This is a genomic window from Mucilaginibacter sp., assembly GCF_039935595.1.
GTDB lineage: Bacteria > Bacteroidota > Bacteroidia > Sphingobacteriales > Sphingobacteriaceae > Mucilaginibacter.
Map to the genome: position 1 here is coordinate 1 of NZ_JBDTJZ010000095.1, position 17,872 is coordinate 17,872.

Consider the following 17,872-nt stretch of genomic DNA (forward strand, 5'->3'; position numbering starts at 1 on the left):
GCATCTGGTCCGCGCTCGGGTATTGGCGAGATACATATACCGGATAACGAACCGGGATCATCCATTATGCCGGGTAAAGTAAACCCAACCCAAAACGAGGCGGTTACTATGGTAGCAGCACAGGTAATGGGTAACGATGTGGCCATATCTATCGGCGGATCAAACGGCCATTATGAGCTGAATGTATTTAAACCGTTAATGGCAGCCAACTTTTTACAGTCGGCCCGTTTAATTGGCGATGCCTGCGTATCGTTTAACGATCATTGTGCCAAAGGTATTGAGCCAAACTACGCCGGTATCAAAAAGCATCTGGAAAACTCATTAATGCTGGTAACCGCGTTAAATCCGCATATCGGTTATGAGAACGCGGCTAAAATTGCCAAGAAAGCATTAAAAGAAAACCTGTCGCTTCGCGAAGCCGCCATTGGGTTAAACCTGCTTACCAACGAGCAGTTTGACGAATGGGTGAAGCCCGAAGATATGATAGGCAGTTTGAAATAATAAAACCTCGCGTCATTGCGAGGAGTGAAACGACGTAGCAATCTCTACACGATAGTTGTACGCCTATCGTGTAGAGATTGCTACGCTACGCTCGCAATGACGCTTTAATAATTTTCCATGCATAAACCCTTCCGCCTCATCCTTTCCACCCTATGCCTCCTAACGGCAGCCTGCTCTTTTAACCCGAACGTGCAGGGTAAAGGCGAGGAATACTTGCAGGGCGAGTGGCAGCAGGATTCCACACCGGTGCAAAAACAGTTGTTGAGTTATTCGTTGTATAAGTTTAAATTTACGTGCGACTCGTTTTTTGTGCAGCAGCAAACTATCAGTAAAATAAATTATGGTACCGATAGCTGTACAAAGAGCGGAAGATGGACAGAATACATGGGTGGTACCTACAAACAACAGCATGACACCTTGTTTTTAAAAGGTTTTTTTACCAATGCTGATTATAGTTTGAAAGAGTTGGGCGGGTGTTTAAGATCCGGAGACTATAAAGAGTTTTTTAAAGTAAATAAACAAAGCGATTCAGTATTGCAATTAACGGGGACTGCCAGCCTTATTCCGGTTAATATCCATCTTATTAATAAATTAACCTGTAAAGTAAAACCATTATAATATGCAATTATTTAAAAAACTGGCGATAGCGGCTTTAGTACTTTTAACACCTGCTTTGGCATCAGCCTGGGGCAATGAGGGTCACCGTATAAGCGGGCAAATAGCCGATAGCTACCTTACCCCCAAAGCCAGGGCCGCTATTAAAAAAATATTGGGTAATGAATCCATAGCGTTAGCCAGCAACTGGGCCGATTTTATAAAATCAGATGATAATTATAAATATTTGTCATCATGGCATTATGTTGATTTCGACCGCCCCATGAGCCAGCCCGAAATGGTGGAGTTTTTGGAACATGATAATAATACCGATGCTTATGTTAAGCTGAAATTTTTAATAACCGAATTAAAAAAGAAGGATCTTTCGCAGAGCAATAAATTACTTTACCTGCGTATGCTGATACACATAACGGAGGATCTTCACCAGCCCATGCATACAGCTCATTCAAGCGATAAAGGGGGTAACGACGTTAAGCTGAACTGGTTTGGAAAGCCAACCAACCTGCATTCGGTTTGGGATAGCGAACTGATAGACTTCCAGGGGTTAAGTTATACCGAATATACAGCCGCTATTAACCACACCACGCCCGAACAAAGGGCACAGTTACAAAAGGCCCCAATTACACAATGGATATTTGAATCGAGCCAACTGGCCGAAAAAATTTATGCCGATACCAAGCCCGACAGTAACCTCAATTATACTTACAACTTCAAATATATCGCTACTATTAATCAGCAACTGCTAAAAGGTGGTGTTAGGTTAGCCGGGGTGTTAAATGAGATTTTTGGATAGTAAGCTAAAAGCATAAGGCAAAAAGCTTTCCGCCTTGCGCTATTGGCTTTCACCTTTAAAAAATGAAAATACTAATGGTTTGCCTTGGTAATATTTGCCGGTCGCCGCTGGCGGAGGGCATTATGCAGCACCTGGTTACACAGCATGGGCTGGATTGGGAAGTTGATTCGGCGGGGACAGGTAACTGGCACGTTGGCCAGGGCCCCGACAGGCGGTCCGTTCACGTAGCCCGTAATAACGGCATTGACATCAGCGGGCAGGTATGCCGTGTTTTTAATGTAAATGATTTTGACAGGTTCAATCACATCCTGGTAATGGATAAAAACAATCTGCGCGATGTATGGGCAAAAGCTCGCGACGAAAATGACCGTAATAAAGTAAGTTTGTTATTAGGCGAAAGCCACGTACCCGACCCTTATTATGACGATGCCCAGTTTGCCCCTGTATTTAAATTAATAGAAAAAGGCTGCCGCGATTTTATTGACGGGCACCAATAAAAAAGGGCGAAGACATACGCCCCCCCCTTAAAAATTCTTTTTAAATATGGTTACCTGTTAGGCTCGTCATCAGGTGTGCCAACAACCTTATAACTCTTGTTATTGTCATTATCAAACACTTCCTGATAGTAATAGCCATCAGCTGTTACCAAGTATTTTTGACCGTTGATTTTTACTGTGCGGCTATCGCTGGGTATGCTCATTACCTTATCGCCTACCTTTGGTAAGGTAACAGTAGGCGCAGCAACCTGGTCTCCTCCTTGTACGTTGCCTTGTACAGCAACGCTTTCGTCGGTGTTTAAAATACCATCTTTACCGGCAACCTGGTAAACTACGCTGCCGTCATCTTTGGTAACAGGCTCGTAATAAACGCCGTTTAACTCATAATACTGTACGCCGTTAATTACTATTGATTGCGCATTGTCCGGCAGATCTTTAATAGCAGCGCCAACTGGTGGCTCAACTACAGTATACTGGTTGTTATTAAACTGGTAAAATAAACCTGCGCTATAAAAATAAGGGTCGCCGCCCCAATAAAACGGATAATATCCGTAAGGCAATACGCTTAAGCTATAGCCTAATCTTGGTAAATAATAAGCATTATAGTAGCCGTGATAGTTATAATAGCCATTATATGGCCTGCCGGTTACGCGATTGGTGCCGGTAGGTAAACCCGGATAGCTGCGATAGGCCGGACGTCCTGCAGATATAGCACCTGACGACGTTACACCCTGGCGCGGTGCAATTGCACTACGCTGCGGGCCAATGTTTGAACGGTCGCCCCCAAATGATGGACGGGCAACACCAATGCTGCCTCCGCCCCCAAATCCACCACCTCTGGTAACACCAATGCTACCGCCACCTCCCATTGCACCACCCCCTCCCGCACCACGCACGCCACGCTGGGCACTGGCGGGCAACACAAATGCCAATGTTAGTATCGCGCTGAAGGCGATACTCATTAATTTTATATATGATCTTTTCATGGTTATATGATATAATTTCTGGTTTGTTATTTATTAGACTAACAAACGCAAAAAGGTTTAATATATTTTAAATAAAATTACAGCTGAAAACAGGTATAAATGTAAACATATACGCATTAAAACAGGATTAGATTTTTTAGCGAGTGTTTTATAGCCCCTCGGCTATAAAAGTGTAGGGCTGATTAAGAAGGATCGTGAAAAACCCGTCGTTTGTGGTTTTATAATTATGGCCCGTTAATGGGGTTAAACCACTAACCTTTATTGTTGCGTCATCAGATAATATTTTAAGGATTTCGCCGGCGGGCTTCCATTTGCTAAAGCCCGAGGTTACCGGGTATATTTTTTGACCATTATAAAATATAACCAGGTTAATTTTATCTATAAAAGGATGATAGTAATCCAGGTTTAAGGTGTCTATTATTATATTAACCGCCGGGTAATTATTATCAGTTAAAAATTTTAAAGCTGATAGCAGTGGCGCTTTATTATTTCCCGGTATTACTTTAACGTCCGATTGTATTTCTTCCTTATTATCCCCTGCAATTATCCAATCTATTTTAATGCCGTAACTATTTAGTTTTTCGGCCATTGGTTGGGTAACTATTACAGTAGGGCTCCATTCTAATAACTGGCCCAATAACTCGCTATCAAAATTATCAAGATCAAATATTAAAAGCGCAGGCTCCTGTTTTTCGCGTACGATGTGATGTGATGACATGACTTGTGTAAGAAAACACTAAAGTAACCTTTTCATCACAGTGGCACTAATTTCAATCAGATTTTGGTCCGCGGCGTTTATTTTTTGGTAACTAATATCAATCATTATCTATTTTAAGGCTTCGCCAACCGGCTTACCTATTGAGCCATTTGGCGCTTGTATATGCAACAAGGTGGCAATGGTTGGCGCAATGTCGGTCATATGCGTTTCGCGGGTAACAGTGCCGTGTTTAATGCCCCATCCCATCAATACAAACGGAATATGCGCATCATAAGGGTTCCAGGTGCCGTGTGTAGTACCGGTTGGTCCGTTATCTCCCGATCCATGGCCGGTGTAATAGCCAGGCTTCAGGATGATCTGTATAGCTCCGCTTCGCTCTGCATTATAACCGTTTATAATACGCGTACGCAAATCATCGGGGATATTAGCGGTTTGCGCTTTTCTCATATCAACAACAAAGGCTATCTCGGGCAATTGTTGCAGGTATTGTATACAATCAGCTTTAATATCATCCACATTTAGCTTTAATTGTTTTATAACCGGGTTGTTCAGGTTAACCTGATAGTTATCAAAATTTAAAATCAGGCGATCGGCTTTATATTTTTCACCCAGTATTTTATTAAGTGCCTTAAGCGCGACAGCATCATCCCAGGTACCCGCCGGAATGCCATTGTCTTTTAAAAACGTAGGGTTATGCGCCGCCCCATGGTCGGCAGTTAAAAACACGGTGTAGTTGCCGCTGCCAATCTTAGCATCCAGGTAGGTAAAAAATGTAGCCAGATCGCGATCCAGGCGCAGGTAAGTATCTTCTATTTCCACAGAGTTTACGGCAAACTGGTGGCCAATATAGTCGGTAGATGATAAACTTAACGCCAGGAAATCGGTATTGGCACCATGTCCCATATTTTCGCCGTTAATAGCAGCCACGGCAAGATCAATCGTCATGGTATTTCCAGCCGGAACGTTTCTAATCAAACCCAAGCCAATACTCTTATACAACGAAGAGGTTTTTACCGGGAAAGTCGGCGTAGTCATTCCTTTAAAAGGGCCTTCATATTTATTATTATCCGCGGTACTCTGTGTGTAAGTTTCGATTGGGTAAATGGTGTTCCAATCGTTTTTCAGGTAGGTTTCCGGTATTTTCTGGTTGTTAAAATCTTTCATCCATTGCGGCAGGTCCTTCATGTAATAAGTGCTGCTTATCCAGTTGCCGCTTTTATCATCAAACCAATAGGCCGCGTTTGCTGTATGGCCGCCCGGCAAAATTCCGCCGCGGTCCTTTAAGGCAATCCCTATCACTTTTGATTTAAAATTGGTAGCCAGGCGCAACTCATCAGTAACGGTAGTGGTTAATAAATTACGCGGCGACATTTTGCCGGCTATTGAGGTGCTGCCCACAGTTTGTACCGTGCTGTCATCGGTGCAATACATAGGCTTGCCGGTTGCCTGTATAATAAAATCATTACCTGCAATACCATGTATAGCAGGTACCGAGCCGGTATAAATAGCGGTATGCCCTGCGGCGGTAACCGTTGGAATATAATCTATCAGCGTGTTTTCGCAGCTAAAGCCCTCATTTAACAGGCGTTTAAAACCACCGGCACCGTAGCGGCTATAGTAGCGGTATAAATAATCCCAGCGCATCTGGTCAACCACTATACCTACAACCAGTTTTGGGCGAGGTAGGGCGGTTGAAACAGCGGGTTTATTTTTTGTTTGTGCCGATAATAGCAGGGGAACAAAAGAAAGTAGTATCAATAAATTTTTGATCTTCATTTGAATAGCTTTTATCCCCAAATATCATTAAACCAATAATAAATCAATATAATGCTTTTGTTAACATGATGCTAATTAATTATAGCGAGGGTGTCAAAACCATCGCTATGTTTAAAACAAAATCTGCACATTTGCACATCAGCTATCTGCACATCAAAATGACCCCATTACAGGCCCTGCAAAAATATTTTGGATACAACGAGTTCAGACACCAGCAGGCAGAGATCATAGCGCATGTTTTAAATAAAAAGGATGTATTAACGTTAATGCCTACGGGCGGCGGCAAGTCATTATGCTACCAGTTGCCTGCCATCTTGTTAAATGGCCTCACCATTGTTATATCGCCCCTCATTGCCTTAATGAAAGACCAGGTAGATAGCCTGAATGTAATGGGTGTGGCGGCAGCATTTTTAAACTCGGCACAAACACCCGATGAGCAGGCGCAGATCATCACCCGGCTTAACCATAATCAGATCAAATTATTATACCTGGCCCCGGAACGTTTGTTTGGTTCAGAAAGCAAACTTATCGACTTTTTAAAAACGTTGCCCGTTGTACAAATAGCTATTGACGAGGCACACTGTATTTCGCAATGGGGGCATGATTTCCGGCCGGAATACCTGATGTTGGCGGGATTAAAAAAGCATTTCCCGGATGTGCCGGTAATCGCGCTTACTGCAACGGCAGATAAACTGACCCAAAAAGACATACTGGATAAACTGGCGCTGCACAAGCCTGCCGTATTTATATCCTCTTTTAACCGCGCCAATATCACTTACCGGGTAATGCCCAAAAAAAACAGCTTCGACCAATTGCTGTCTTTTTTAGATGCGCGTAAAGACGAATCGGGTATTATTTATTGTTTGTCGCGTAAATCAACCGAGGCATTGGCTGCCGACCTGAAAGCCGAAGGCTATTTGGCCGAGGCATACCATGCCGGGCTGGATAATGCGCTAAAGGCCCGCAACCAGGATGCTTTTTTGCGGGATGATGTAAAGATCATTATAGCCACCATTGCTTTTGGGATGGGTATCAATAAATCAAATGTGCGCTACGTGGTGCACATGGATATGCCCAAAAACATCGAAGGCTATTACCAGGAAACCGGGCGCGCCGGGCGCGATGGGTTACCGTCTGCCGCTATGTTGTTCTATTCGCCCGGCGATGCCATTAAGCTGAAAGGCTTTGCCAGCGTGGATAATAACGAAGAACAAACCCGCATCATGCTTAAAAAGCTGGATGATATGGTGAAGTTTTGCCAGTTGCCTACCTGTCGACGGCAATTTTTATTGAATTATTTTGATGAAAAAGCACCTGAAAATTGCGGCTCATGCGATATCTGTTTATGCGAGTTTACGCGCTTTGACGGTACCTTGATAGCTCAAAAGGCACTATCGGCAGTATTCAGGTTAAAAGAGCGTTTTGGCAGCGGTTACGTGATAGATTTTTTACGCGGATCAAAAAGCGATAAGATACGCGAGGAACATAAACAACTAAAAACCTATGGCGTAGGTGCCGACATCAACAAAACTGATTGGCAGCGCTACCTGCGCGAATTAGTAGCCCTGGGTTATTTACAGGTTACCGACGATGCTTACCCGGTGCTAAAGCTTACCCCAAAAAGCGACGCCGTATTAAAGGGACTACAAAAGATTGAACTTATCGCGTCGCAAATAATTGAAGAACAAGAGCAGGTTGCTTTACCATTTGACGAAACCTTATTAAACCTGATTAAAGTGACCCGTCACGATATCGCACAGCAGGAAAATGTACCGGCCTATATCATTGTTTCTGACGCTACTTTGGTGGAGATAGCCACCTACCTGCCGCAAAGTCTGGATGAGTTAAGGCTGATATCCGGCTTTGGTGATATAAAGCTGGCACGATATGGCCGTGAGTTTTTGACTACAGTAAAAAGCTACTCGCAGCAAAACGGGCTAACATCCAAAATAGACCAGAAAAGCCGCAAGCGCGAACGCAAAACCCGCGCGCAACGAGCCGATAAGCCCACAACCATGCGCAGCAGCGATACACGGTTGGTAAGTTTAAATTTATATCGCTCGGGCAAAAGCATTGCCGAGGTAGCCCGGAAGCGTGGTCTATCCGTCTCGACCATTGAAGGCCATTTAAGTTATTTTGTACAATCGGGCGATATGAATGTATCTGAAATGGTGACGGAGGATAAAATCCCCGCCATACAGGATGCCATTGAAAAATACGGCGCCGACAGGCTGGCACCATTAAAGGAATTACTGGGTAATGATTATACTTACGGCGAAATCAAGGCTGTTATAGGCTGGATGAACAGAAATTAATAACTTTGGTTTAATAAGCGATTGTCAATCGAACGACAGAGAGAGTATTCTCTTGAGCGTAGCGAAAAAATCTATACACAAGCAAATTGGCCACCTGAATTTGTATAGATTTCTCCTCGTACCTCGTCGAAACAGAAAGAATAAAAGCAAATGACCACAACCGACCAACTATACCAACTATACTTGCAGCACCCGAGTATCAATACTGATACCCGTAAGATTGCTCCGGGCAGTTTGTTTTTTGCCCTAAAGGGCGAAAAATTTGATGCCAATACCTTTGCCGCGCAGGCATTGGAGGCGGGTGCGGCTTATGTTATAATTGACAATGCTGAGTACAGGGTAAATGAACAATGCCTGCTGGTTGATGATGTATTAACCGCCCTGCAGGACCTTGCGAGACATCATCGTTGTCAATTAAAAATCCCGGTTATTGGGCTAACGGGCACCAATGGTAAAACCACAACAAAGGAGCTGATCAACGCGGTATTATCGCAGCATTTTAAAACATTGGCTACCCAGGGCAACCTGAATAATCATATAGGTGTGCCGCTTACTATTTTGAGCATTGATGCCTCACACCAAATGGCGGTTATTGAAATGGGAGCCAATCATCAAAAAGAAATTGAATTTTTATGCAGTATATCCCAGCCTACCCACGGCTTAATTACTAATGTGGGTAAAGCACACCTGGAAGGTTTTGGCGGGGTGGAAGGTGTGAAAATTGCTAAGGGTGAGCTGTATGATTGGTTAGCCCCCCAGTCTCCGCCAAATGGCGGAGGAGCTTTTGATTCGCGTGCCGGTGTGGCATTTATTAATAATAACAGTGCGGATTTAATGGCGATGCAGGCCAGGCGCAAGTTTGCTATCCCGCCTGTTTTTTATGGGGATGCTATTGATGATTTGGTAAGCGGCGAAATAACTACCAACGATCCGCTGCTTACTTTACGGTGGACCAACAATAGTTCGGGCGAAAGCTATACCGTTAAAACGCAGCTTACCGGAGCCTATAACCTGAATAATATACTGGCAGCAATTTGTATTGGCGTATATTTTAAATTACCTGCTGCCGAAATTAATAAGGGCATTGAAACCTATCAACCTAAAAATAACCGGTCGCAAATAGTACACACCGCTACCAACACCCTTATTTGCGATTATTATAATGCTAACCCCAGCAGTATGGCTGTAGCTATTGAAAACATTGGTAAGCTGCAAGCCAATCGTAAGGTTTTAATACTGGGCGATATGTTTGAGTTAGGCGATGAAGCCGCCGCCGAGCATACCGCTATAATTGAAAAGGCATTGCAAACAGAGGTAGATGAGCGGATATTTATTGGAAAGGAATTTTCAATTCAAAATTCAAAATTCAAAATTCAAAACGCAAGTTTTTACAGTAGTGCTGATAAAGCCATTGCAGCATTAAAAGCCAATCCTATAAAAAACTCAACCATATTGGTCAAAGGCTCAAGGGGCATGGCTTTGGAGCGGTTGGTTGAGTTGTTTTAATTACACTTAAATAAGCGAGGAGTGAAACGACGTGGCAATCTCTACACACCAGGTAAACTGCGACCTATCGTGTAGAGATTGCTACGCTCGTGATGACGAGTGGTAAAATATGCTATTTTGTCAGCCCCTTATTCAATACTATACATCGGAATACTTTTTGAATGATGCTTATTAATCAAATTAAAATTAATATGGATCATTTATCATTCATTTTAGGATATATAAGCTACGGCTCGGCCTGGCTGCTCATGATAATTATTACTATAGTGAGCTTTATAGTACAGTGGCGCTTTAAAAGTAAATTCAACCAATATTCGGAGATTGCTTTATTATCGGGCATGTCCGGTAAAGATGTTGCCGAAAAAATGCTGCGCGACAATGGCATTTATGATGTGCAGGTAATATCTGTTGAGGGGCAATTAACCGACCATTATAACCCCGAAGATAAAACCGTTAACCTAAGCCCGGATGTATACCATAGCCGCAGCGTAGCATCAGCCGCAGTAGCCGCGCATGAGTGTGGTCATGCGGTGCAACATGCGCGTTCTTATGCTTGGTTAACCCTACGTTCAACCCTGGTGCCGGTTATTAATGTGGCATCAACATTAGTGCAATGGACTTTGTTTATAGGCGTAATGCTGCTGTTTTTTGCACATAACCCGTACATACTAGCTATTGGTGTTGCCGCATTGGCCGTGGTAACGGCATTTAGCTTTATTACCCTGCCGGTTGAGTTTGATGCCAGTCGGCGTGCGTTAGCCTGGTTAAATAATAACTACAGCGTAATGCAAACCACCGGGGAACATGAACAAGCTAAAGACGCACTTTGGTGGGCCGCAATGACCTATGTAGTTGCCGCGCTAAGCGCCTTGGCTACTTTGGTTTACTACGCTTCTATGTTAATGAACCGACGAAATTAAGGGATTAGCTGCGTGTCTTTTTATAAAGCTGGGGCATAAATTGGCAGCGGATGCCCATTAAAACAACTCCGTTTGCCTACCGCCCTTAGGTACAAATAAACTATAATCATGCGGCGGCATTTCGCGTCCGGCCAAAAAGCGGTTACAAGCCATACGGTAAAGCTGGTGGATAGATTGTGCTACTTGGCCCTCGCCGCTCATGCGCCGGCCAAAATCGCTGTCGTTTAAATGTCCTCCATGACAGGCTCGTATCATGTTCAATACTTTTTCGGAACGGTCCGGATAAGCTTTGTGTATCCAATCCGTAAATATTTCAGCAATACTGCCATTTAAGCGCACAATGGTAAAACCCGCCCCCAAAGCGCCCCTGTCTGCCGATGCTTTGATGATATCAGGAATCTCATTACTATTTAACCCTGGTATTATTGGCGCAGCCATTACCCTTACTGGTACCCCTTTTTCTGACAGCTTTTGTATTACGCCAAGCCTACCGGTTGCCGTAACCGTTCGCGGTTCCAGCTTTTGTCGTAGTTGCTCATTAAGCGAAGTGATGGATACATTTACATGTACTAAATTCAGTTTAGCCAGTTCGCTAATAATATCAAGGTCGCGCAGTATTACGTTGTTTTTGGTGATGATGCTTACCGGGTTTTTGTATTGTAAAAAAACCTGTAATAAACCGCGTGTTATTTTTAGCCTGCGCTCAATAGGCTGGTAACAATCCGTATTTCCCGACAAAAGTATGGCTACCGGCTTATAATTTTTCTTATTAAAATATTGCTCCAGTAATTCGGGCGCGTTTCTTTTTATAATGATCTTTCGCTCAAAATCCAGTCCGGCACTAAACCCATAATATTCATGGCTGTTACGGGCATAGCAATAAATGCAGCCATGCTCGCAACCTTGGTAAGGGTTAATTGAGTACATGTGGCTCAAGTCGGGGCTGTTAGACTCGCTTACAATTTTTTTAGGCGTTTCTTCAAATAGTTGCGTGGCTGTGTTTTCTAACAGCGGCTCATCCAGGCCCTCAATATGGTCCAGTACATATTTGCGTTTTAAAAACTTATTGTCGGTATTTACCTGTGCCCCGCGCCCTTTAAAAAATTCAGCGTTTTTCTGATGTACCATAAAACAAATTTGCTAATATTTTTAGCAAATAACAATGCGGGGCAATAAATTTTTTTTAAACATTGTTGTGTTAAAACAGTAACTTACTTTACATGTTCAAACCAAATATGCGCAAACTGCTACAACGCTTATTAACAAAACCCGTTATTAATTTAGCCAACCGGCTATCGTCAAGGCCGGATAAGAGGCGGGTTGATAAAGCGCTCAGTGACCTTTATAAAAACATGACCACTAAGCCCGGCAAGCGTGGTATGGTTATGCCATTTGATACGGATAAAGACAAGTTTATAATATTATCCGATCAGCATAAGGGAGCCCGGGATGGTATGGACATATTTGCTAAGTCGGCCAAAAACTACCTGGCAGCGCTTGATCATTATAACCGCGAAAAGTTTGTATACATTAATTTGGGCGATAGCGAGGAGCTTTGGGAAAACCTGTTTATCACTATAAAAAGGCATAACAAAAGCACCTTTGAGGCCGAGAAGAAATTTTTGGCACGCAAAGCCTTCGTTAAAATATTCGGCAATCATGATCTGTATTGGGATAACGATCCGCTGGCCGGGGTAAGCCTGTTGCAAATATATGGAGAGGTGGTAAAAATATACGAAGGGGCTATTCTGCAAACCAACGTAAATAACAAACCGTTAAATATTTATCTTACTCACGGTCATCAGGGCGATCTGCAAAGTGATGGCAACTGGTTCAGCAAATGGTTTGTGTCTGATATCTGGGGGCCGTTCCAGGCGTATTTGCGTATCAATCCAAATACTCCGGCAAATAACGATCAATTAAAAACCGATCATAACCGTTTGATGTACGAATGGAGCTCCAAGCGAAAAAACACTTTGCTGATAACCGGACACACGCACCAGCCGGTGTTCCGCTCATTAACAGAACTGGAAATAATTTATGAGAAACTGGACGCGGCCAAAAAAGCCAAAAACGAAGCAGAGGTTGCAGATTATCAGAATCGGATAGACAAACTTCATTTAGAAGGAAATACTATGCCTGATTTTAAGGGCTACCTTGATACTTATTTTAATAGTGGGTGCTGTTGTTTTGATGATGGCGATATAACCGGGATAGAAATTGAAGACGGTTATATCCGTTTAATTAAATGGGAGTATAAGGGAAAGGAAAGTGTGAGGATGATATTGGAGGAAAGCCTGTTGGATGATTTAAAGTTAAAATAGCTAAATTAGAATGATGGCCAACGAAACTTTAAAACTACACGCTGTTGAATTTGATCTATTTAAACTAATAATTCCAACTGAATTATTTGACCAACTATTTTATAATCAAGAAGGAGAAACAATTACCATCCAAGCCGCTAAATCGGCGTTTAAACAGTTATTAGACATCGCCTCAGATGAATTATTAGAGAAAGGTTTTGATGGTGATAAGATGAATGCATATGGAATTGGTATTGATGAATTGATAGACAAGTTGTCCCTAATAGTTTACATCGATTAATTATATCCTATTGTCTGTGTCCTCACAGACAACCAACTGTTTGTGAGGACACAAACAGCGGGACTATCCATCCAGCAAAAACACAAACAATTCCTTAGGGCCATGCGCACCTAAAACCAGTGTTTTTTCGATATCAGCAGTACGGCTTGGGCCGGTAACGTTGCTGATCATTGATGGCATGTTTTGACCATATTTTTCTTTGATGAGTTTAAATCCGTCTTTAAGGTCGAGCACCAGTTGTGATGAATAAGCCAGCACAATATGCACAGGTGGATAAATGCTTAACCGCCTACCTGCTGCATTAGCGTTTGATAATAATATACTGCCGTTACGGGCAACTAAAGCTTCGCAGAGTGTAAAGCCAACTTCGGCATCATCAAAGTCTTTATCGGTTTCAAAAAAAGGATATTCGTAGCGGTTCAAAACTTCCTGCAGGGCGGGTTCCCAACAATATATTTTACGCCATTTGCGCTCTTCGGCAAGAGTTAGTAAGGTTTCAATAAACTGTACCTCGTCTTCGCAATAAGCAAACTGGCCCGAAACATTGGTAAACGCCTCGGCAAATACTACCTCCAACAGTTCATCCTCTGGCGGGGGGTAATGCGGCATACTCTCCAATTGCGGATAAGGGTTATCGCGCTTTTCAAGCAGCGCCTGCCTTATTTTCTTAAGCAACTTTTCTTTGGATGTGGTTATGTCCCTCATGTTGTGAGTAATGAGTAGGCAGTGGTGAGTTGTTAATAGTGAGTAACCGGAATCTTATCCAACTACTCACTATTAACTATTCGCTACTCACCGCTAGCTTCTTTCTCTTCCGGGTTACGTTCAAATGTGCCTGAATGGTCGCCAACGCCTTCATGAACCAGACTTTGTGCAGCAGGTTCCTGGTTTGATTCAGTCGCACCGTTTACAAATTCGTCATAAGTGGTACGTGTTTCAAACGGACGTTTACCCAATATCTCTTCCAGATCAGACTGGAACAAAATTTCCTTTTCTAACAACTTGGCGGCTAGTTTCTCTAATCCTTCTTTTTTGTCGGTTAACAACTGCCTGGTCCGCTCATAAATAACCGCTATCTGGTTACGTACTTCCTCATCAATTAACTGCGACGTTTTTTCGGAATATGGTTTGTTAAACTGGTATTCGCCTTGTGCATCATTAAATGATACATTACCAACCTTAGCGTTCATGCCATATATGGTAACCATAGCATACGCCAATTTAGTTATTCTTTCCAAATCGTTTTGCGCACCGGTTGATATTTTACCGAAAGTAATATCTTCGGCAACGCGACCGCCTAAGGTCATACACATACCATCTTCTAATTGCTCAATGGTGTATAAAAACTGTTCTTTCGGCAAGTATTGTGCATAACCTAAGGCAGCAACACCGCGCGGAACAATAGATACTTTTACCAATGGGTCGGCATGCTCTAAAAACCAGCCGGCAATAGCGTGTCCCGCTTCGTGGTAGGCCACAATGCGTTTCTCTTCCGGCGATATGATTTTGTTCTTTTTCTCTAAACCACCAATTACACGGTCAATAGCATCTTGAAAATCCTGCATATCAACTGCCTCTTTGTTTTTACGTGCGGCTATTAAAGCAGCCTCGTTACAAACATTGGCAATTTCGGCACCGGCAAAACCCGGAGTTTGTGCCGATAGTTTTTTAGCGTCAACCCCTTCGGCCAGTTTTACCGGCTTAAGGTGTACTTTAAATATTTGCTCACGGCCAATCAGGTCGGGTTTATCAATAGATACCTGCCTGTCAAAACGGCCCGGGCGCAACAATGCCGAATCCAGTACATCCGGACGGTTGGTTGCAGCCAGGATAATAATACCCGAATCAGTGCCAAAGCCATCCATCTCCACTAACAATTGGTTCAAGGTGTTTTCGCGCTCATCATTACCGCCAACCATATTATTTTTACCACGGGCACGGCCAATGGCATCAATCTCATCAATAAAAATAATACAAGGGGCTTTATCCTTAGCCTGGCGGAACAGATCACGAACACGCGATGCACCCACCCCAACAAACATCTCCACAAAGTCAGACCCTGAAAGTGAGAAGAAAGGCACCTGTGCTTCGCCTGCAACGGCTTTGGCCAATAAAGTTTTACCTGTACCCGGCGAGCCTACCAGCAATGCGCCTTTAGGAATTTTACCACCCAGGTTAGTATATTTTTTAGGGTTCCGCAAAAAGTCGACTATCTCCATTACTTCCTGCTTAGCCTCTTCAAGGCCGGCAACATCATTAAAAGTTACAGTTACCTGCGCCTCCTTATCAAACAAAGTAGCTTTTGATTTACCAATATTAAATATTTGTCCGCCCGGGCCTCCGCCGCCGCCACCAGTCATACGGCGCATAATAAATACCCATACGGCAACGATGATAACAATCATTACTATAAACTGTACTAACGCGCTTGATAACAGGCTTTCGTGCTGCTCATATTTAATAGCTACTTTTTGCGCATCGGGTACATCTTTCTGAGCCGCAATTACTGATTGCTTTAAACTTTCGTAAGAGCCATCAGTAAACGTATACTGGGCATCGGCATCAGTACTTGTAAAAGAATGCTGTGCTTTATTATAGTCGGCATATTCCGGCTTTTTCTTGAGGCTATCTTTTTTAATGTGCACATCAGCAACTACCAGATCGCCGTTTTTATAGGCTACCAAATAATCAACATCGCCGTTTTTAAGCATTTTGGTTTCAAATCGCTTAAAGTCAATAGGTATGCCTCCGTTACTGCCAGAAAACCAGGCAAAGCCAACAAACAATGCTATAAGCACCGCATAAAGCCACATAAAATTAAACTTAGGTGGTTTGGGCGTTATTTTTTTATTAGGTATTTTACGTATGGGCTTGGGTTTATCCAATTTTTTATCTTCCATTTTTTTTAAAATCTCAACTTGTAAGTACTAATAGGGGTGGTGTTTAGGCGCTTTTATAACTTTTTATTTCTGCATCGCCCCACAATTCTTCTACGCCATAAAATTCGCGTTTATCTGTTCTGAAAATATGGATAACCACATTCACATAATCAAGCAGTATCCATTCGCCATATTCAAGCCCCTCTTTGCGCCAGGGATCCTGCTGCAGGGCCTTAAATATTTCATCTTCTATACTATTGGCTATTGCTTTAACTTGTGTTGCCGAGTCTGCATGACAGATGACAAAATAATCAGACACGGAACTATTTATATTTCTGAGGTCTAACCTGACAATATCATTCCCTTTTTTTTCTTGTATGCCATATATGGCTAATTCAGAAATGTAAGCAGATTCATTTATCGCTTTGTTTTTTACCATTAAAAAGAATTAGTTTTGAATGTTTTGGTGTTAAACATATAAATCACTTTGCAAAATAACATATTTTCGGCATTATTTGTTGGTCAAAATTTACTGACATTAAAAGAAGTTAACTCTACAAACGATTTCCTTAAAAACTTATTGTCAAATTCCAAGCCATTGCCAGAGGGAACGGTCATTATGGCAGAAACACAATTTGCCGGGCGTGGCCAACAACAAAACAAATGGCATAGTGAGCCGGGCAAAAATTTAACTTTTAGCCTGTTATTAAACCCTTCATTTTTACCCATTGGAGAGCAATTTGATCTTACCCGCGCCATAAGTTTGGGTGTTATTGATGCGCTTGAACCATTACTGGGCGAAAACCTTACGATTAAATGGCCAAATGATATTTATTTTGGCGATAAAAAGCTGGGTGGTATGCTTATTGAAAATTTGATACAAGGCAGCCAAATCAAAAATTCCATAATAGGCATAGGGTTAAATATTAACCAGGAAACGTTTCCGGATGATGCAAACAACGCTATATCCATAAAACAGATATTACAAAAGGATTACGATTTACACGGGTTATTGGCTGACATTTGCAGCCATATTGAAAGCTGGTACTTAAATTTGCGGGCGGGAAAAAAAGAAACTGTAAGGTTTGCTTATCTTGACCGACTATATGCTATAAATAAGCAGCGGTTGTTTAAATCGGGCGGCGAGGTTTTTGAAGGAATGATTAAAAATGTACGCAACAACGGCTTGCTGGTGATAGATACCGATAACGGCAAGCGCGAGTTTAGTTTAAAAGAAATTGAATTTATATATAAATAATATGAAAAAGCTATTGGTATTGATTACCACACTAACTATAGCCATTGGCGCTTATGCGCAAATTGAAGCACCTGTAAAATGGGCATATCTCGCTAAAAGAACAGCTGCAACCGAGGCGGTAATACTTTTGAAAGCAACCATACAGCCGGGCTGGCATATTTACTCGCAAAACGTAAAATCAGGCGGACCAATAAAAACATCATTCACCTTTGCGCCGTCAAAAGATTATGTATTGGCAGGTAAAGTTGCTGAGCCAAAGCCTGTAACGAAATTTGAACCTTCGTTTAAAATGAACGTTACCTATTTTGAAAAAGAAGTTATTTTTCAACAAAAAATTAAGTTAAAAACAGCAAATGCTACAGCCGTTAAGGGCAAAATAGAATATGAGGTTTGTAACAACTTAAAATGCGTGCTGCCTCCTGATGTGAATTTTAATATTCCGGTAGCAAAATAAACAAGTTATGACAATATTAGGCAAACGCTGGTATCAACACACTGGTGTTG

The 17,872-nt window shown here is 42.4% G+C and carries 18 protein-coding genes; 11 read left to right on the plus strand and 7 right to left on the minus strand.

Translation table 11 applies throughout. The features are described 5' to 3' along the window. The 4 genes from ABI367_RS06200 to ABI367_RS06215 form a co-directional block, all read left to right on the plus strand. On the plus strand, positions 1 to 501 hold a 501-nt coding region (locus ABI367_RS06200; protein ID WP_462231699.1), incomplete at its 5' end, for a lyase family protein. A 117-nt stretch (positions 502 to 618) separates the two neighbouring features. After that, positions 619 to 1,119 carry a fumarate hydratase gene (locus ABI367_RS06205; protein ID WP_462231701.1) on the plus strand — a complete coding sequence of 167 codons (501 nt, stop codon included), beginning with the start codon at positions 619 to 621 and terminating at the stop codon, positions 1,117 to 1,119. Position 1,120: 1 nt separating this feature from the next. Beyond that, positions 1,121 to 1,909: a S1/P1 nuclease gene (locus ABI367_RS06210; protein ID WP_462231703.1), complete on the plus strand. Its 789-nt coding sequence runs from the start codon at positions 1,121 to 1,123 to the stop codon at positions 1,907 to 1,909. Between the two features lie 62 nt (positions 1,910 to 1,971). Continuing rightward, the gene (locus ABI367_RS06215) at positions 1,972 to 2,406 is read left to right on the plus strand and encodes a low molecular weight protein-tyrosine-phosphatase (protein ID WP_462231705.1); all 435 of its coding nucleotides are present in this window, start codon (positions 1,972 to 1,974) and stop codon (positions 2,404 to 2,406) included. Positions 2,407 to 2,456: 50 nt separating this feature from the next. Here the strand turns inward: ABI367_RS06215 and ABI367_RS06220 are convergent, their stop codons facing one another. The 3 genes from ABI367_RS06220 to pafA form a co-directional block, all read right to left on the minus strand. Further along, positions 2,457 to 3,392: a DUF6515 family protein gene (locus tag ABI367_RS06220; protein ID WP_462231706.1), complete on the minus strand. Its 936-nt coding sequence runs from the start codon at positions 3,390 to 3,392 to the stop codon at positions 2,457 to 2,459. Between the two features lie 148 nt (positions 3,393 to 3,540). Next, a complete protein-coding gene (locus ABI367_RS06225) occupies positions 3,541 to 4,110 on the minus strand; it encodes a thiamine pyrophosphokinase (protein ID WP_462231708.1) in 570 nt (189 codons plus the stop codon). Positions 4,111 to 4,218: 108 nt separating this feature from the next. After that, entirely contained in the window at positions 4,219 to 5,886 is a 1,668-nt protein-coding gene (gene pafA / locus ABI367_RS06230; RefSeq protein WP_462231710.1) for an alkaline phosphatase PafA, read from the minus strand. A gap of 107 nt (positions 5,887 to 5,993) precedes the next feature. Here pafA and recQ point away from each other — a divergent pair, with 107 nt between their 5' ends. From recQ to ABI367_RS06245, 3 genes are all read left to right on the plus strand, one after another. Continuing rightward, positions 5,994 to 8,201: a DNA helicase RecQ gene (gene recQ / locus ABI367_RS06235; RefSeq protein ID WP_462258049.1), complete on the plus strand. Its 2,208-nt coding sequence runs from the start codon at positions 5,994 to 5,996 to the stop codon at positions 8,199 to 8,201. Between the two features lie 150 nt (positions 8,202 to 8,351). After that, entirely contained in the window at positions 8,352 to 9,707 is a 1,356-nt protein-coding gene (locus ABI367_RS06240) for a UDP-N-acetylmuramoyl-tripeptide--D-alanyl-D-alanine ligase (RefSeq protein WP_462231714.1), read from the plus strand. Positions 9,708 to 9,898: 191 nt separating this feature from the next. Further along, on the plus strand, positions 9,899 to 10,627 hold the full coding sequence (locus ABI367_RS06245) for a zinc metallopeptidase (RefSeq protein WP_462231716.1): 729 nt from the start codon (positions 9,899 to 9,901) through the stop codon (positions 10,625 to 10,627). Between the two features lie 57 nt (positions 10,628 to 10,684). Here the strand turns inward: ABI367_RS06245 and ABI367_RS06250 are convergent, their stop codons facing one another. Next, on the minus strand, positions 10,685 to 11,755 hold the full coding sequence (locus tag ABI367_RS06250; protein ID WP_462231718.1) for a PA0069 family radical SAM protein: 1,071 nt from the start codon (positions 11,753 to 11,755) through the stop codon (positions 10,685 to 10,687). Positions 11,756 to 11,862: 107 nt separating this feature from the next. Between ABI367_RS06250 and ABI367_RS06255 the strand changes: the two genes are divergently transcribed. Beyond that, on the plus strand, positions 11,863 to 12,951 hold the full coding sequence (locus tag ABI367_RS06255) for a metallophosphoesterase (RefSeq protein WP_462258052.1): 1,089 nt from the start codon (positions 11,863 to 11,865) through the stop codon (positions 12,949 to 12,951). Between the two features lie 10 nt (positions 12,952 to 12,961). Next, the gene (locus ABI367_RS06260) at positions 12,962 to 13,231 is read left to right on the plus strand and encodes a hypothetical protein (RefSeq protein WP_462231722.1); all 270 of its coding nucleotides are present in this window, start codon (positions 12,962 to 12,964) and stop codon (positions 13,229 to 13,231) included. A 63-nt stretch (positions 13,232 to 13,294) separates the two neighbouring features. On the opposite strand, the gene ABI367_RS06265 is transcribed toward ABI367_RS06260, so the two are convergent. From ABI367_RS06265 to rsfS, 3 genes are all read right to left on the minus strand, one after another. After that, a complete protein-coding gene (locus ABI367_RS06265; protein WP_462231724.1) occupies positions 13,295 to 13,936 on the minus strand; it encodes a LutC/YkgG family protein in 642 nt (213 codons plus the stop codon). Positions 13,937 to 14,019: 83 nt separating this feature from the next. Next, the gene (gene ftsH / locus ABI367_RS06270) at positions 14,020 to 16,131 is read right to left on the minus strand and encodes an ATP-dependent zinc metalloprotease FtsH (RefSeq protein WP_462231726.1); all 2,112 of its coding nucleotides are present in this window, start codon (positions 16,129 to 16,131) and stop codon (positions 14,020 to 14,022) included. 43 nt (positions 16,132 to 16,174) lie between these two features. Beyond that, positions 16,175 to 16,549: a ribosome silencing factor gene (gene rsfS, locus ABI367_RS06275; protein WP_462231728.1), complete on the minus strand. Its 375-nt coding sequence runs from the start codon at positions 16,547 to 16,549 to the stop codon at positions 16,175 to 16,177. 48 nt (positions 16,550 to 16,597) lie between these two features. Here rsfS and ABI367_RS06280 point away from each other — a divergent pair, with 48 nt between their 5' ends. After that, positions 16,598 to 17,368 (plus strand): biotin--[acetyl-CoA-carboxylase] ligase, encoded by a 771-nt coding sequence (locus tag ABI367_RS06280; protein WP_462231730.1) that lies wholly within the window; start codon positions 16,598 to 16,600, stop codon positions 17,366 to 17,368. Position 17,369: 1 nt separating this feature from the next. Further along, positions 17,370 to 17,822 carry a protein-disulfide reductase DsbD domain-containing protein gene (locus ABI367_RS06285; RefSeq protein WP_462231732.1) on the plus strand — a complete coding sequence of 151 codons (453 nt, stop codon included), beginning with the start codon at positions 17,370 to 17,372 and terminating at the stop codon, positions 17,820 to 17,822. Positions 17,823 to 17,872 lie beyond the last annotated feature (50 nt).